This is a genomic window from Streptomyces huiliensis (assembly GCF_020037025.1).
Taxonomy (GTDB): domain Bacteria; phylum Actinomycetota; class Actinomycetes; order Streptomycetales; family Streptomycetaceae; genus Streptomyces; species Streptomyces huiliensis.
Genome location: NZ_JAIQLH010000080.1, coordinates 17190 through 32106, shown reverse-complemented (window position 1 = coordinate 32106; position 14917 = coordinate 17190). Strand labels below are relative to the sequence as shown.

Sequence of the window (14917 nt, the reverse complement as noted above, 5' to 3'; positions counted from 1 at the left end):
GTAGACGTACGGGCCCTGATCATCGGTCCTCCCGGCGGCTGGACGCGTTGTTGTTCCGCAGGATTTCATGAAGGTTCCCGGATTCGTCCTGGCCGATGGCACGGCCGAATCCCTCGTAATAGGAATTGAAGAAGATGTCGTGCGCCACCCAGTCCTGGTTGGCCACCGATGCGGCGGCATTCTTCAACTCGTTTCCCGATCCCCAGCCGTCGGCCTGGCACCTGATGTCCACGCCTATCCGGAACCGGATGTTGTCATGGCCCGGCTGGTTACGGAACTGGTAGCGCGTGGTCCGGCCGTGCTCGGCACGTCCCCAGTGGTCGGGGTGGGACCGGTTGGTAAGAAAACAGGCACTGTAGATGACGCCGTTTTTCTTGCCCCCGTAGAAAAGGCCGAGACACGCTCCCACATTGGAACCGCACTCGTCCCACGAGTACTCGATCCGGTCAGCCGCCGCCGGCGTCGCGGACGAGATCGCCATGACTCCGGCGAAAGCGGCAGCCGCGGCCGTCACCCCTGCGGCCCGCCGTCGACGACGGACCGGCTTTTCCGCGTTTCTGTTTACAGGAAGATAATCCATGCCTCGAATTCTTGCCCTCTGATGATTTCCCTCACCAGGGGCGAACCGGCCGCCCGACGCCCGGTACGGACCGCTCGGGAAGGGCCGGAACCGGGCGTCCGGATCATCCTCCCGGCGTCACCGAAATGACGTGAAACACCCTTGCGTCATGGATTTCTGTCCAAGATTGGCCGTATCCCCGTACCGGAGAGTCTTGTTCCAAGACCATGGCCGAAAGTCAACCGTCGCAGCTGCGGCTACGGTGACCCGGTGATCCGGATACCCAAGGAATTCGCCCGGCTGACCGACGACCGCGAGGGCGACGCCGGCCGCGCCTGGCTGGTCCGGCTGCCCGGGATCGTCGACGACCTGCTCGGGCGGTGGGGCTGCGTCCAGGACGGGCCCGTCGTCCACGGTCAGGTCGGCGTCGTCGTGCCCGTCCGGCGGGGCGACGGCACGTCCGCGGTGCTGAAGGTGTCGTTCCCGCACCCCGGGAACGTCCACGAGCCCGACGCCTTCGCCGTCTGGGGCGGCCGGGGCGCCGTCCGCCTGCTCGAACAGGACGACGCGCGCTTCGCGTTGCTGCTGGAACGGGCGGGCTCCGGCTCGCTCGCGGACCTTCCCGACGCCGACGAGGCGATGACGGCCGCCGGCCGGCTCGCCCGCCGCCTGGCGGTCCCCGCGCCGCCCGGCCTGCCCCGGCTGCGCGAGCGCGTCGGGGTGTGGGAGGGGGAACTGCGGGCAGCCGACCGGCGGTTGGGGCGTCCGATACCCGAGGACGTGCTCGGCGCGGCGCTCGCCACCGTTCGGGAGCTGGCACCCGACCAGCCCGACACGCTCGTCCACGGCGACCTGCACGCCGCCAACGTGCTGCGCGCCGAGCGCGAGCCTTGGCTGGCCATCGATCCCAAGGGCTTCGTCGGCGACCCGGCCTACGACGCGTTCACGCTCCTCCGCAGCAGGGCTGCCGATCTGTTCACCGCCCCCGACCTGGGCGCGGCACTGCTCCGCCGCCTCGACGTGTTCGCCGAGGCGGCGGAGTTGGACCGCGAACGGACGGTCCGGTGGGCACAGTTGCGCTGCGTCCAGGCCGCGTACTGGGGGCGCGACCACGGTGACCCGGAGTGGCTGGTGGGGATGTACGACCACGTGGCCGGGCTGCTCATCACGAGCATCAGCTGAGGGTCAGAGCCACTTCTTCCACACGTCCGGGTGCGCCTTCACCCACTTCGCCGCCGCCTTGTCTGCCGGCAGCTTGTCCTCGGCCATCAGCTGGGCGACCTCGTTCTGGTCGCGCTTCGTCCAGCGGAAGTTCTTCAGGAAGCGGGCCGCGTCGCCGCCCTTGCGGGCGAAGTCGGCGTTGAGGAACTTCTTCAGCGACGAGGTCGGGTAGGCGCAGTCGACGGAGTCGGGCTCCGCCTCGCCCTTCGTCCCGCAGGCGTCCGAGTACGGCGGTAGCTTGACCTCCACCATCGGCACCTCGTTGAACAGCCACTGCGGCTCGTACCAGTACGTCAGGAACGGCTTGCGGTCCTTGGCGAACTGCTTGATCTGGGTGATCTGCGCCGCCTCGGAGCCGGCGAAGACGACCTGGTAGTCGAGCTTGAGGTTGTTCACCAGCGCCTTGTCGTGGGTGACGTACGACGGGGAGCCGTCGAGGAGCTGGCCCTTGCCACGGCTCTCCGGGGTCTTGAGCTGGGCGGCGTACTTGTTCAGGTTCCGCCAGTCGGTGACGTCCGGGTGGGCGTCGGCGAAGTACTTGGGGACCCACCAGCCGATGTGGCCGGTGACCCCGAGGTCGCCGGCGTCCGCGACGGTCTTCTTGTCGCTGACGTACCGCTTCTCCTGCTCAGGGTGGCCCCAGTCCTCCATGATGGCGTCCACCCGGCCCTGGCTGAGCGCGTCCCAGGCGGGGACCTCGTCGACCTGGACGGTGTCGACGCGGTAGCCGAGTTCGTGCTCCAGCAGGTACTGGGCGACGGCCGTGTTGGCACGGGCGCCGACCCAGGACTGCACGGAGAGCGTCACGGACTTCGTACCGGCCGCGTTGGCGTACGGCGAGCCCTGCTTGGTCATGTCGGCCGCGCCGCAGCCGGTCAGGGCGAACGCCCCGAGCGAACCGAGGGCAACCGCTCCGGCGATCCACTTACCGCGCATCGCGCGCTCCCTTCGTCGGCTGGGTGACCCGGTCGAGCATCAGCCCCAGGCAGGCGATCGAGGCGCCGGCGACCAGGCCGGTGGCGAGGTCGCCGCGGGCGAGGCCGAAGACCACCTCGTAGCCGAGGCCACCGCCGCCCACCAGGGCGCCGATGATGACGACGGACAGGACGAGGACCACGGCCTGGTTGACGGCGAGCAGCAGCTCGTTGCGGGCCAGCGGGAACTGGACCTGGAGCAGCTGCTGCCGGCCGGTCGCGCCCATGGACGTCGACGACTCCATGGCCCGCGGGTCGGCCTGCCGCAGCCCCTCGCCCGCGATGCGGATGACGGCGGGCAGCGCGTAGACGACGGCCGCCGCGGCGGCGGGCGCCCGGCCCACACCGAACAGGGCGACCACCGGGATGAGGTAGACGAACTGCGGCATGGTCTGGAACACGTCCAGCACCGGCCGCAGCAGCCGCTCGGTGCGGCGGCTGCGGGCCACCGCGACGGCGACGGCGAAGCCGATGACGAGCGTCACGGCGACGGCGGCGATCACCTGCGAGAGGGTGTCCATGGCGCTGCCCCAGCGGCCGAGCACACCGATCGCGGAGAGCGACAGGACGGCCGTCAGGGTGGTGCGCCAGGTGCCGATGGCCCAGGCCAGGGCGGCGACCAGCAGCACGGCGCCCCACCAGGGCAGCGCCTGGAGGCCGTCGCGCAGCGGGTCGAGGACCCAGCCGGTGTAGTGGGCCGCCCAGTCGGCGGTGCCGCCGATGCCCGGGATGCCGGAGTAGAGGTGGTCGACCATCCAGTCCTTCGCCCGGTTGACGGGCTCGGTGACGGCGACCGTCCAGCCGCGCGGCCAGTCGTGCGAACGGGTGAGGAGGAATCCGGCGGCGGTGATGGCGGCGAGCGCCCAGCCGACCGCGGGGTGGCCCCGGCGGACGGGGGTGCCGTCGGAGCCTCCCGACGTGGTGCGGTCGAGGACGATCGCCAGCAGCACGATCGGGATGCCGGCGGCCAGCGCGGCGCCCACGTCGACGGTGGAGAGCGCCTGGTAGACGCGGTCGCCGAGGCCGTCCGCGCCGATGACGGAGGCGATGACGGCCATCGAGAGCGCCATCATGATCGTTTGGTTGAGGCCCAGCAGGAGCTGCTTCCGGGCCATGGGCAGGCGTGCCGTGACCAGCCGCTGCCATCCCGTCGCGCCGAGCGACTCCACGGCCTCCATGACGCCGGGGTCGGTGGAGCGCAGGCCGAGCGCGGTGAGCCGGGCCATCGGCGGCGCCGCGTAGACGACGGTGGCGAGGACCGCGGGGGCCACGCCGATGCCGAAGACGAGGACGACGGGCAGCAGGTAGGCGAAGGCGGGCAGCGCCTGCATGGTGTCCAGGACGGGCCGCAGCACGCGGAACGTCCGGTCGGACAGCCCGGCCGCGAGGCCGAGGAGCGCGCCGACGAGGACGGACGCGGCGACGGCGACGGCCATCAGCGCGAGCGTCCGCATCGTCGGCACCCACATGTCCAGCAGGCCGCAGACGGCGAACGACGCCACGGCCGTCACTGCGGCCCGGACGCCCGCGGCGCGCCAGGCCACCAGCGCTGCACCGGCCGTCACGCCGGCCCAGCCGAGGGCCAGCAGCACGACGTAGACGAGGTGCACGGCGCCGATGATGACGTTGCTGATGTGGCCGAAGAAGTACAGGAACAGCCAGTGGCTGTCGCGGTTGTCCACGATCCAGTCGCCGGCCGAGCGCAGCGGTTCGTCCAGCGAGACGCTCAGCGCGTGCGGCCAGCCGCCGCTCCCCCACGCCGCGTGGGCGAAGGGGGCGAGGACCAGCCCGGCCACGGCCAGGGCCAGGACCTTGCGGGCGGCCGGGCGGCGCAGCAGCGTGCGGAGGCGCGCGGTGTCCGGGGCCGTGGCGAGGGTGGGGGTGGTGCTGGTGGTGCTCATGCGGCCGCTTTCTCCAGGCGTCCACCGCGCTGTGGACCGTCAAGCCCCGCGACGACGTTCAGGAGGCACTTGAAGTCGACGATCCCGACGCAGCGGTCCCCGTCCAGGACGCGGGCGGGCTTGCCGTCGCGGGCGACGACGTCGATGGCCTCGGCCACGGTCGTCCCGGCCGTCACGGTGGGCCCGGTGTCCCCGCGCGCCTCGCCGAGGGTGGCGGGGCGCATGGCGCGCCGGACGGTGAGGACCTGCTCGCGGGGGACGTCCTGGACGAAGTCGCGGACGTAGTCGTCGGCCGGGGAGCCGACGATCTCCTCGGGGGTGCCGCACTGCACGACCCGGCCGCCGCGCATCAGCGCGATGCGGTCGCCGATGCGGAGCGCCTCGGAGAGGTCGTGGGTGATGAAGACCATGGTCCGGCCCTCGTCGCGGTGCAGCCGGACGACCTCCTCCTGCATGTCGCGGCGGATCAGCGGGTCGAGGGCGCTGAACGGCTCGTCGAACAGCAGGACTTCGGGGTCGGCGGCGAGGGCGCGGGCCAGGCCGACGCGCTGCTGCTGGCCGCCGGAGAGCTGACCGGGGCGGCGGGCCTCCATGCCGGCCAGGCCGACCTTGTCGACCATCTCGGCGGCGCGGGCGCGGCGTTCGGCCTTGGCCATGCCCTGGATCTCCAGGCCGTAGGCGACGTTGTCGAGCACGGTGCGGTGCGGCAGCAGGCCGAAGTGCTGGAAGACCATGGCGGCGCGGTGGCGCCGCAGTTCGCGCAGGGCGTTCTTGTCCATGGAGCGGACGTCCTCGCCGTCGATGGCGATGCTGCCGCTGGTGGGCTCGATGAGGCGGGTGAGGCACCGGACGAGGGTGGACTTGCCGGAGCCGGAGAGGCCCATGACGACGAAGACCTCGCCCGGCCGGACGTCGAACGACACGTCGCGGACGGCGACGGTGCAGCCGGCCTTCTCGCGCAGTTCCTCGGGGGTGAGCTCGGCCAGGTCGCTGCCGGGGACGCGGTCGGGGCGGTGACCGAAGACCTTCCACAGGTTGCGGACGGAGAAGACCGGGGCGGGGGTGCCGCCGGGCTCGGGGGCACGGCCGGGCTCGGGGGAGCGGTCGGCAGCGGTGGCCGGGGCGGTGCGGGCGGGCTCGCCGCCGGGCTTCCTCGCGGGCTCGGCGGCGGGGTTTCCGGCCTGGCCGGCGGCGAGGTTTCCGGCCTGGCCGGCGGCGAGGTTTCCGGCCTGGCCGGCGGCGAGGTTTCCGGCCTGGCCGGCGGCGGACGCGCGCTCGGCCGAAGTGGCTTCGGCCCGCGCGGGCTTCGAGTCGGCGGTCCGCGAGGGCTCCGCGTCGGGCGTACGGTCGACGGTGTCGGTTCCGCTCACTGGCCGTCACCCCTTTCGGTAGTGCCCGAGACAAGCAGCTCCGCGCACTTCTCCCCCACCATCAGCACGCCGATCATCGGGTTGACGGCGGTCATGGTCGGGAAGACCGACGCGTCGGCGACGCGCACGCCCTCCAGACCGCGGACCCGCAGCTCCGGGTCGACGACGGCCTGTTCGTCCGTCACCGCGCCCATCCGGCAGGTGCCGGCCGGGTGGTAGACGGTGTGGGCGACCTTGCGGGCGTACTCGCTGATCTCCTCGTCGGAGGTGACCTCCGGGCCGGGGCAGACCTCGCGCTTGAGCCAGCCGGCCAGCGGCTCGGTCTTCGCGATCTCGCGGGCGAGGCGGATGCCGTCGACGAGCGTGCGCGCGTCGTAGTCCTCCTCGTCGGTGAAGTACCGGAAGTCCAGGGCCGGCTTGACCTCGGGGTCGGCGCTGGTGAGGTAGAGGCGGCCGCGGCTGCGCGGCTTGGGGATGTTGGGGGTCATCGACACGCCGTGCGCGGGCTTCTCGTAGCCCAGGCGCTCGGGGTTGTCGGTGAACGGGATCTGGTAGAAGTGGAACATCAGGTCGGGCCCGGTGGAGTCCGGGTCGCGGCGGACGAAGAGGCCCGCGTCGGAGTCCATCGCCGAGTTCTCGGGGATCGGCCCGTTCGTCTCCCAGACGATCACCGATTCCGGGTGGTCGAGCAGGTTCTCGCCGACGCCCGGCAGGTCGTGGACGACCGGGATGCCCAGCGCCTCCAGGTCGGCCTTGGGGCCGACGCCGGAGTGCATCAGCAGGCGGGGGGTGTCGACCGCGCCCGCGCAGAGGATCACCTCGCGGCCGGCCTCGACCAGCAGCTCCCGCCCGTCCTTCGTCCGGGCGCGGACGCCGGTCGCCCGGGTGCCGTCCAGCTCCAGCTTGTGCACCCAGGTCTCCAGCAGGATACGGAGGTTGGGGCGGTCGCCGGCCTCGATGTGGGGGTGGAGGTAGGCGACGGAGGCGGAGGAGCGCTTGTTGTTCTCGGGGTGGTACGCGAGGTCGAAGAAGCCGACGCCCTCGTGGAACGGCTCCTTGTTGAAGCCCTCGACGCGCGGCACGCCGGCGGCCTCCTGGGCGGCCTCGACGAAGTCGCGGGCGATGGCGTTCCGGTCCTTCTCGTCGACCGGGACGATGTTGTTCCGCAGCCGCCGGAAGTACGGGTCCATGGACTTCCAGTCCCAGCCCTCGGCGCCGGCGGCGGCCCACTCGTCCCAGTCACCAGGCAGCGGCTTGAAGGAGATCAGCGTGTTGTGCGAGGAGCACCCGCCGAGGACCCGGGCGCGGCTGTGGCGGATGTGCGAGTTGCCGCGCGGCTGCTCGGTGGTCGGGTAGTCGTAGTCCAGGTCACCGCCGAGCAGGCCGAGCCAGCGGCGCAGCGTGAGGACGTCGGGGCGGTCGATGTCGGTGGGGCCGCCTTCGATGACGACGACGGTGGTGTCGGGGTCCTCGACGAGGCGGGACGCGATGACCGAGCCGGCGGTTCCGCCGCCGACGACGACGTAGTCAGCCGTGATCTTCTCAACTGCGGGGGGCATACGGGGGTGCTCCTCTGGGGTGGAGTTGTCGCGGAAGGTGCTGTGCTGGGCCGTGCTGAGCTGGGTCGTGCTGAGCTGCTGGTCTCTGGGGGAGGGGGGCTACGGCGCCGGGGTGCGGCGGGCCGGGCCCGCGCGGCGGAAGGGTTGGTTCCGATGCGCGGGCCGGGGCCTGGGCCTGGGCCGTCTCCGTCGACGGCGTGGCGTGGCGTGGCGTGCTCCGGTGCGGCGCGGGGCCGGCCGGGGTCAGCCGGCGAACCAGCGCACGGGCGCGGGGGCCAGGTTCTGGTAGATGTGCTTGGCCTCCCGGTACTCGGCGAGGCCGGAGGGGCCCAGCTCGCGGCCGGTGCCGGACTTGCCGAAGCCGCCCCACTCCGCCTGCGGCAGGTAGGGGTGGTAGTCGTTGATCCACACCGTGCCGTGCCGCAGCCGCCCGGCCACCCGGCGGGCGCGGCCCGCGTCCCGGGTCCAGACGGCGCCGGCGAGCCCGTACTCGGTGTCGTTGGCGAGCGCGACGGCCTCGTCCTCGGTGCGGAAGGTCTCGACGGTGAGGATGGGGCCGAAGGTCTCCTCGCGGACGACCTTCATGCCGCGCGTGCAGCGGTCGAGGACGGTCGGCTCGTAGAAGTAGCCGGTGGCGGGGCGGATCTCGCTGGGCTCGGGGCGGGCGCCGCCGCAGCGCAGCACCGCGCCCTCGGCGAGCGCGGACGCCACGTACGCCTCGGTCTTCTCCAACTGCGCGGCGGAGACGAGCGGTCCGCACTCGACGCCCGGCTCGGTGCCGCGGCCGAGGCGTATCCGCTCGGCGCGGCGCGCGAGTTCGGCGACGAAGCGCTCGCGGACGGATGCCTCGATGATCAGTCGGGAGCCGGCGGAGCAGACCTGGCCGCTGTGGATGAAGGCGGCGTTGAGGGCCTGGTCGACGGCGGTGTCGAAGCCCTCGTCGGTGGCGCAGGCGTCGGCGAAGACGACGTTGGGGTTCTTGCCGCCGAGTTCGAGCGCGACCTTCTTCACCGTCGGGGCGGCGGCGCGCATCACACGAGTGCCGCTGGCCAGGCCGCCGGTGAAGGAGACCAGGTCGACGCCGGGGTGCTCGGACAGCCGGGCGCCGACCGGGTCGCCGGCGCCGGTGACGATGTTGGCCGCGCCGGCGGGCAGTCCGGCCTCCACGAGGAGGCGGATCAGGTGCACGGTCGACAGCGGCGTGACCTCGCTCGGCTTGATCACAAAGGTGTTGCCCGCGGCCAGCGCCGGGGCTATCTTCCAACTGGCCTGGAGCAGCGGGTAGTTCCACGGTGTGATGAGCGCGCAGACGCCGACCGGCTCGTGCACGACCACGCTGTGCACGTCGGGGCTGCCCGCGTCGACGACGCGGCCGCCGCTCTCGTTCACGACGAGGTCGGCGAAGTAGCGGAAGGCGTTGGTGACGTCGTCGACGTCGACCCGGCCCTCTTCCAGGGTCTTGCCGGTGTCGCGGCTCTCGACGAGCGCGATCTCCTCGCGGTCGCGCTGGAGCAGGTCCGCGACGCGACGCAGCAGCGCGGCGCGCTCGGCGACGGGCGTCCGCGGCCAGGGGCCGTCGTCGAACGCGGCCCGGGCGGCGGCCACGGCCGCGTCGGTGTCCTCCGTACCTCCCTCGGAGACCACGGCGAGGACCTTGGCGTCGGCCGGGTCGAGCACCTCCCGCTGAGCGCCGGAGGCGGCGGCGCGCCACCTTCCGTTCACGTGGATCGTCTCGACTGCCGACATGTTCTTCCTCTGCTTCCGGATCTCCTGTGGTTCCGCCGACGGCCGGAGCACAGAGCTCGCCGGAGCACAGAGCTCGGCCGTCAACGGGGCGCGCCTAACCGAATGCGGGGCGGTCATGCCTCCTTTTACTCAAAGCGTGACCTGAATCACTTGTGCCACTCTCGATGTGATCTCTCCCCGTAGCCTCTGCCCATGCCGCCATCCCCCTTCGTTCCGGCCGATTTCGACGTTCCCACGACGTTCTCCGGGCCGGGGTTCCGCCTGGAGCCCCTGGGTCCCGAGCACAACGCGTCCGATCACGCCGCGTGGATGTCGAGCATCGGCCACATCCACGACACCCCCGGGTTCCGCGCCCGCCGGTGGCCGCCGGCCGCCGGGATGTCCCCGGAGGAGAACCTGGCGGACCTGCGCCGGCACGCGGAGGAGTTCCGAACGCGGACGGCGTTCGCGTACGCGGTCCTCGCCGCGGGCGAGGGCGAGGACGAGGGCGAGGACGAGGGTGTGGGCGACGGCGAGGTGATCGGGTGCGTCTACCTCCACGCCTCCCGCACCGGCGACGGCACCGCCCAGGCGAGCTCCTGGGTCAGGGCCGACCGCGCCGCCCTGGACAAGCCGCTGTACGAGGCGGTGTCGGCCTGGCTGGCCGCGGACTGGCCGCTGGGAACTGTCCGGTACGAGCCGCGCTGACGCGCCACCGGTCACGAACGGTCACTCCCGGTCAGAAGTCCGGGCGGACCGCCAGCCTCTCGAGTGCCGCGGGCGGCCGCCCCGGGGCGAACTCCCAGCCTGGGAGCCCGCCCCAGGCTATGGACGTCCGCAGGTACTCGACGAGCGTGATCCCCTTGCGGCCGCGCACCCCGTACACCTCGGGATCGGCGCACGCGTCGGGGAGGACGACATCGTGGGTGCCGCCGCTGACGTTGGCCTTGTGGAACTCGTCGGGCGCGATCGAGAAGAGGAACTCCTCGTCGTCCCCGTCGTCGCCGTCCGGGTCCTCCGTGTACGCCTCCCACTCGTACCGGAGGTGCTCGACGCCCGCGACGTCCAGCGGATCCGGATACTCCACGCCCGGCGGACCCGGCTCGGGCTCGAATCCGCCGTGGTAGTGCAGCCCGAGCGCCGGGCAGTCGCCGAGGAACGACACGTCGCCCACGGTCAGGAAGCTCGCCTTGAGCGCGGCGGGCAGGGGCCCGACCGCCTCCTCCATCTCGCGTACGGCGGCCGGGGTGGCCTCGGTGGGCGGCTGGTGCGGCGGCAGCCCCTCCGAGGCCCGGACGAACCCCAGCTCCGGCAGCGCCTCCGCGAGCCGCACCACGTGCCGTGCGAACCGCTCCATGGTGGCCGTGGCCACGGCCACCACGTCCTCCTCGAACGCCCCGGGCACCGGCCCGAGCCGGCGCAGCTCGTTCCAGACCTGCTCGTGCTCACCCTGCCGCGCGTAGCGCGTGAAGAACGACGTCATGGCAGCACGTTAGGGCCACCCACTGACATCGCCCGCCGGCGCCGGATGCGGATGGCTTCCTTCCGTCCGCACCCGCGAAGATGACCTCGTGAACAGATCGCGCCTCGTGAACAGATCGCACCTCGTGAACAGATCGCGGAGATCCGCCGGAAGCACCGTCCTCCTGTCCCTGGGCGCGGCCCTGCTGGCCCTCGCCGTGACCGCCTGCGGAAGCGGCGACGGAGGCGGCGGCAAGGGCCACGAGAAGGAGAAGCCCGCGGCCGAGGGCGGGGAACACGACCGGCGCGGCATGCTCGGCACCGTCCACGAGGACCGGATGCCGCCGTACGACCCGGCGCGGCCGAACCCGCGCGACCGTACGGAGGCGACGCTCACCGTCCGGTCCGGGGAGCGCTTCACGATCGCGATGCGGAAGAGCGCGTCCGCGCGGCTGGACTGGAGCCTGTCCGGGCCCGGCCCCGACCGGAAGGTCGTCCGCCCCGCCGGCACCAGCACGTACCAGACCGAGCGGGAGAAGGAGCTGATCGGTTCGAGCTACGCCCACTACTTCACGTTCGAGGCCGCCGGCCCCGGCACCACCCGCATCGTCCTCACCAACCGCTGCGGCAGCGACCGCAAGGCCGGCTGCTACTCCCCGGAGCTCGCCCGGTCCGTCACGTACCCCGTGACCGTCCGCTGAGACCGTCCGTAAAGACCGTCCGCCGAGCAGGAAGCCGAGCAGGAAGCCGAGCCGGGAGCCGAGCACCGTGAACCGCGCCACCGAAGACACCAACCGCCGCATGCTCCGCGCCCGGGACGCCATGGACCGCGCCTACGCGGAGCCGCTGGACGTCCCGGCCCTGGCCCGGATCGCGCACGTGTCGGAGGCGCACTTCATCCGCGTTTTCCGGGCCACGTTCGGCGAGACGCCCCACCGCTACCTGCAACGCCGACGCGTCGAACGCGCGATGTCGCTGCTGCGCGACACCGACCGCAGCGTCACCGACATCTGCTTCGAGGTCGGCTTCGGCAGCCCGGGCACCTTCAGCCGCACCTTCCGCGACATCGTCGGCCGCTCGCCGCGCGCGTACCGCAAGGAGGCGGTGGCGGCGGGGGTGCCGACGTGCTTCGCGATGGCCTGGACGCGGCCGAGCGGCTGATCCGGCAGCCACGACAGCCACGACAGCCACGACGACAACCGAGCAGTTTCGGATAAGTTTCCGCCCGGCCCGGTCATTAACGTGATCCGCATGTTCAACGCCATCACGCACTCGCAGATATTCGTTCTCGACCAGGACGAGGCCCTCGACTTCTACGTCGGCAAGCTCGGCCTGGAGGTCGGCGCCGACATCGACATGGGCTTCATGCGCTGGCTGACCGTCCACGTCCCCGGTCACCCCGAGCGCCAGATCCTGCTGGAGAAGCCGGGCGCCCCGGCCATGTCGGAGGAGACGGCCGCGCAGGTCCGCGACCTCGTGACCAAGGGCGCGATGGCCGGCTGGCTCATCCTCACCACCGAGGACTGCCGCGGCACGTACGAGAAGCTGCTGGCCCAGGGCGTCGAGTTCACCGAGGAGCCCACCGAACGCCCGTACGGCACCGACTGCGGCCTCCGCGACCCGTTCGGCAACCGCATCCGCTTCACCCAGCCGAAGGGATGAGACGGGCGGGGGGCGGCGCGTGCGACGGGGCATACGTCCTGGACGATGGGAAACGTAGGCACGACGCACGCACCACGACAGGAGCACCGCCTTGCCCTCCGCCCCCTCCGCCCCTTCCACCCCTTCCGCTTCCGCCGCGCAGAGCGACATCCCGCACCCGTCCTCCCCGCTGGACGGCCTCATGTACGGCCACATCCACGCCTCCGCCCTGCGGGCCGTCGTGGTGCACGGCATCCCGGACCTGCTGGCCGACGGCCCGCGTACGGCCGACGACCTGGCCGCCCGCTCCGGCACCGAGACCGAACCGCTGCGCCGTGTCCTGCGCCTGCTCGCCGCGCGCGGGATCTTCCACGATCACGGGGACGGAACGTTCGGCCTGGCCGAGGACGGGCAGGAGTTGCGCGCCGACGTACCGGGATCCCAGCGGGCGGCCGTCCTCCTCTTCACGGACGAGATGTTCCGCCGCTCCGCCGAGGGCCTGCCGGACACCGTGCGCACCGGCCGCACCGGCTTCGACGCGGCCTACGGCGTCCCGTTCTTCGACCACCTGTCGAGCGAGCCCGAGAAGGGCCGCCTCTTCGACGCGGCCATGACCTCCCTCGCCCCCGACGAGGCGAACCAACGGCTCGCCCGCGCCTGCCCGTTCCCGGACGGCGGGACGGTCGTCGACGTGGCGGGCGGCCGGGGCGGACTGCTGCGCGCGGTCCTCACCGAGCACCCCGGCCTGACCGGCGTCCTCTTCGACCGCCCGGAGACCGTCGCCGGCCACCTGCTCGACACCGGCGAACTGACCGGCCGCTGGCGGGTGGAGGCCGGCGACGTCTTCACGTCCGTCCCCGACGGCGGTGACGTCTACCTCCTGAAGCACATCCTCCACGACTGGCCCGACGAGGACTGCCTCCGCATCCTCACCACCATCCGGCGAGCCATGTCCCTCGGTGCCCGGCTGCTGGTGATCGACGCCGTCCTGCCCGCCGACGGCTCCCCGCACCCCGCCGTCGCCCTGGACGTCGTGATGCTGATGACCCTCCAGGGCCGCGAGCGCACGGCCCCCGAGTTCGAGGACCTCCTCGCCCGCACGGGCTTCCGGCTCGACCGTGTCGTGCGCACGCCTTCCCTGACGTCGGTCCTGGAGGCGACCGCCGTCTGACCCGCGTGCGTCAGGAACAGAGCGCCTTGTCCGTGGCGACGTCGAGTCGGTCGCCCTGCTCCTGCGTGGTGATGGTGTCGTTGAGCAGGACGGCCGCCCGTGCGCCGCCGGTGGTGACGCCCGCTGACGTCGTCCAGCCGAAGACCTGCCCGTCGTGGCCCCAGAAGTCGCCGCAGGACTTCTTGGTCTTCATGATCCCGAGGCCGTACTCGAAGCCGGCGCCCGTCTTCGACGTGGCCTTCATCGCGGCCGACTGGGCCGGTTTGAGCAGCTTGTTGCCGTTGACGAGCGTGTCGTAGAACTTGACGAGATCCGGCCCGCTCGACGTCATGTTCCCGGCCGCGTCGGCCATCGAGGTGTCGTACTCCGTGATGTCGATCCGCCGGCCGTCCTCCAGGTTGACGTAGCCCCTGGGGTGCGCCCCCGGAATCCCGTAACCGGTCGGAACCGCGGTGTCCTTCAGCCCGAGCGGCTTGATGATCCGGTCCTTGACCTCGTCACCCCACCACCGGCCCGTGATCTTCTCGATGAGCATGCCGGCCACGATGTAGTTGGTGTTGCTGTACGACCAGTCGGTGCCCGGTTCGAAGAGCGGACGCTCGTCCAGGGCCAGGTCCAGCAGGTCCTGCGGCGTGAAGTGCTTGTAGCGCACCTTCTCGATGCCCATCGCGGACAGGTCGTCCTCCTCGTCGGGCAGCCCGCTGCGGTGCTGGAGGAGCTGCCGGACGGTGATCTTCCGTCCGTCGTTGCCGTTCTGCCGGATCAGCCCGGGCAGGTAGTGGTCGATGTCCCGGTCGAGCTCGATCTTCCCCTCCCCGACCAGCTGCAGCACGACCGTGGCCACGAAAACCTTGGTCTGCGACCCGATGCGCACGGTGGACGGCTTGGGGAACGGCTGCCGCGTCTCCAGGTCCCCCACGCCGCTGTTGAGCACCCGCAACGGCCCGCTCTTGGTCCCGAACACGGCCTGCGCGCCCGGCACTCCGCCCTTGGTGGTGATCGCCTCCAGCGCTTCCCGGACCTCCCGGTCCGCCCCGCCCGCCCCCTCAGCCGCACCGGCCGCACCGACCGGCCCCGCGGCCACCGTCAGCCCGGCCGCGACGACGACAGCGGCAGTCAATAACGCCCGGATCCTCAGCATCACTTGCCCTCCCTCAGCGTAAGTCTGTGCACGTCTGTGCCCACAGAACAGCATGAGGCTGGAGTGGCCTGCCCGGCATCATCCGGAAGCCGGTTGTCCATATCCGGCCGCCTCCGGATAATGCACGCCGTCAACGCGTTGCAGCGGCAGGCGCCTTGCGGATGAAAGGTGCCACGGGCGGCGAATGTGAACCG

14 protein-coding genes are annotated in these 14917 nt (G+C 71.9%); 6 read left to right on the top strand and 8 right to left on the bottom strand.

From position 1 onward, the window contains the following. Positions 1 to 19 precede the first annotated feature (19 nt). Positions 20 to 580 (bottom strand): hypothetical protein, encoded by a 561-nt coding sequence (locus JNW98_RS16275; RefSeq protein WP_223768950.1) that lies wholly within the window; start codon positions 578 to 580, stop codon positions 20 to 22. Positions 581 to 829: 249 nt separating this feature from the next. Here JNW98_RS16275 and JNW98_RS16270 point away from each other — a divergent pair, with 249 nt between their 5' ends. After that, a complete protein-coding gene (locus JNW98_RS16270; RefSeq protein ID WP_223768949.1) occupies positions 830 to 1741 on the top strand; it encodes an aminoglycoside phosphotransferase family protein in 912 nt (303 codons plus the stop codon). A gap of 3 nt (positions 1742 to 1744) precedes the next feature. Here JNW98_RS16270 and JNW98_RS16265 read toward each other — a convergent pair whose 3' ends face one another. The 5 genes from JNW98_RS16265 to JNW98_RS16245 form a co-directional block, all read right to left on the bottom strand. Then, a complete protein-coding gene (locus JNW98_RS16265; RefSeq protein WP_223768948.1) occupies positions 1745 to 2716 on the bottom strand; it encodes an ABC transporter substrate-binding protein in 972 nt (323 codons plus the stop codon). Further along, positions 2706 to 4655 carry an ABC transporter permease gene (locus JNW98_RS16260; RefSeq protein ID WP_223768947.1) on the bottom strand — a complete coding sequence of 650 codons (1950 nt, stop codon included), beginning with the start codon at positions 4653 to 4655 and terminating at the stop codon, positions 2706 to 2708. The genes JNW98_RS16265 and JNW98_RS16260 overlap by 11 nt, the downstream gene beginning before the upstream one ends. Continuing rightward, positions 4652 to 6025 (bottom strand): quaternary amine ABC transporter ATP-binding protein, encoded by a 1374-nt coding sequence (locus tag JNW98_RS16255; protein WP_223768946.1) that lies wholly within the window; start codon positions 6023 to 6025, stop codon positions 4652 to 4654. Before JNW98_RS16255 ends, JNW98_RS16260 begins: the two co-directional genes overlap by 4 nt. Then, positions 6022 to 7584 (bottom strand): GMC family oxidoreductase, encoded by a 1563-nt coding sequence (locus tag JNW98_RS16250; protein WP_223768945.1) that lies wholly within the window; start codon positions 7582 to 7584, stop codon positions 6022 to 6024. Before JNW98_RS16250 ends, JNW98_RS16255 begins: the two co-directional genes overlap by 4 nt. 243 nt (positions 7585 to 7827) lie before the next feature. Continuing rightward, complete coding sequence (locus tag JNW98_RS16245) at positions 7828 to 9330, bottom strand: aldehyde dehydrogenase family protein (RefSeq protein WP_223768944.1); 1503 nt, start codon at positions 9328 to 9330, stop codon at positions 7828 to 7830. Positions 9331 to 9522: 192 nt separating this feature from the next. Between JNW98_RS16245 and JNW98_RS16240 the strand changes: the two genes are divergently transcribed. Further along, complete coding sequence (locus JNW98_RS16240; protein ID WP_223768943.1) at positions 9523 to 10017, top strand: N-acetyltransferase; 495 nt, start codon at positions 9523 to 9525, stop codon at positions 10015 to 10017. A gap of 31 nt (positions 10018 to 10048) precedes the next feature. Here the strand turns inward: JNW98_RS16240 and JNW98_RS16235 are convergent, their stop codons facing one another. Continuing rightward, a complete protein-coding gene (locus tag JNW98_RS16235; RefSeq protein WP_223768942.1) occupies positions 10049 to 10792 on the bottom strand; it encodes a hypothetical protein in 744 nt (247 codons plus the stop codon). A gap of 124 nt (positions 10793 to 10916) precedes the next feature. Between JNW98_RS16235 and JNW98_RS16230 the strand changes: the two genes are divergently transcribed. The 4 genes from JNW98_RS16230 (at position 10917) to JNW98_RS16215 (ending at position 13582) form a co-directional block, all read left to right on the top strand. Next, positions 10917 to 11471: a protease inhibitor I42 family protein gene (locus tag JNW98_RS16230; RefSeq protein ID WP_223768941.1), complete on the top strand. Its 555-nt coding sequence runs from the start codon at positions 10917 to 10919 to the stop codon at positions 11469 to 11471. 67 nt (positions 11472 to 11538) lie between these two features. Further along, positions 11539 to 11931 (top strand): helix-turn-helix domain-containing protein, encoded by a 393-nt coding sequence (locus JNW98_RS16225; protein ID WP_223768940.1) that lies wholly within the window; start codon positions 11539 to 11541, stop codon positions 11929 to 11931. 90 nt (positions 11932 to 12021) lie between these two features. After that, complete coding sequence (locus JNW98_RS16220) at positions 12022 to 12432, top strand: VOC family protein (RefSeq protein WP_223768939.1); 411 nt, start codon at positions 12022 to 12024, stop codon at positions 12430 to 12432. 91 nt (positions 12433 to 12523) lie between these two features. Then, a complete protein-coding gene (locus JNW98_RS16215; RefSeq protein ID WP_223768938.1) occupies positions 12524 to 13582 on the top strand; it encodes a methyltransferase in 1059 nt (352 codons plus the stop codon). Positions 13583 to 13592: 10 nt separating this feature from the next. Here JNW98_RS16215 and JNW98_RS16210 read toward each other — a convergent pair whose 3' ends face one another. Beyond that, on the bottom strand, positions 13593 to 14702 hold the full coding sequence (locus JNW98_RS16210) for a serine hydrolase domain-containing protein (RefSeq protein ID WP_223768937.1): 1110 nt from the start codon (positions 14700 to 14702) through the stop codon (positions 13593 to 13595). Positions 14703 to 14917: the final 215 nt, after the last annotated feature.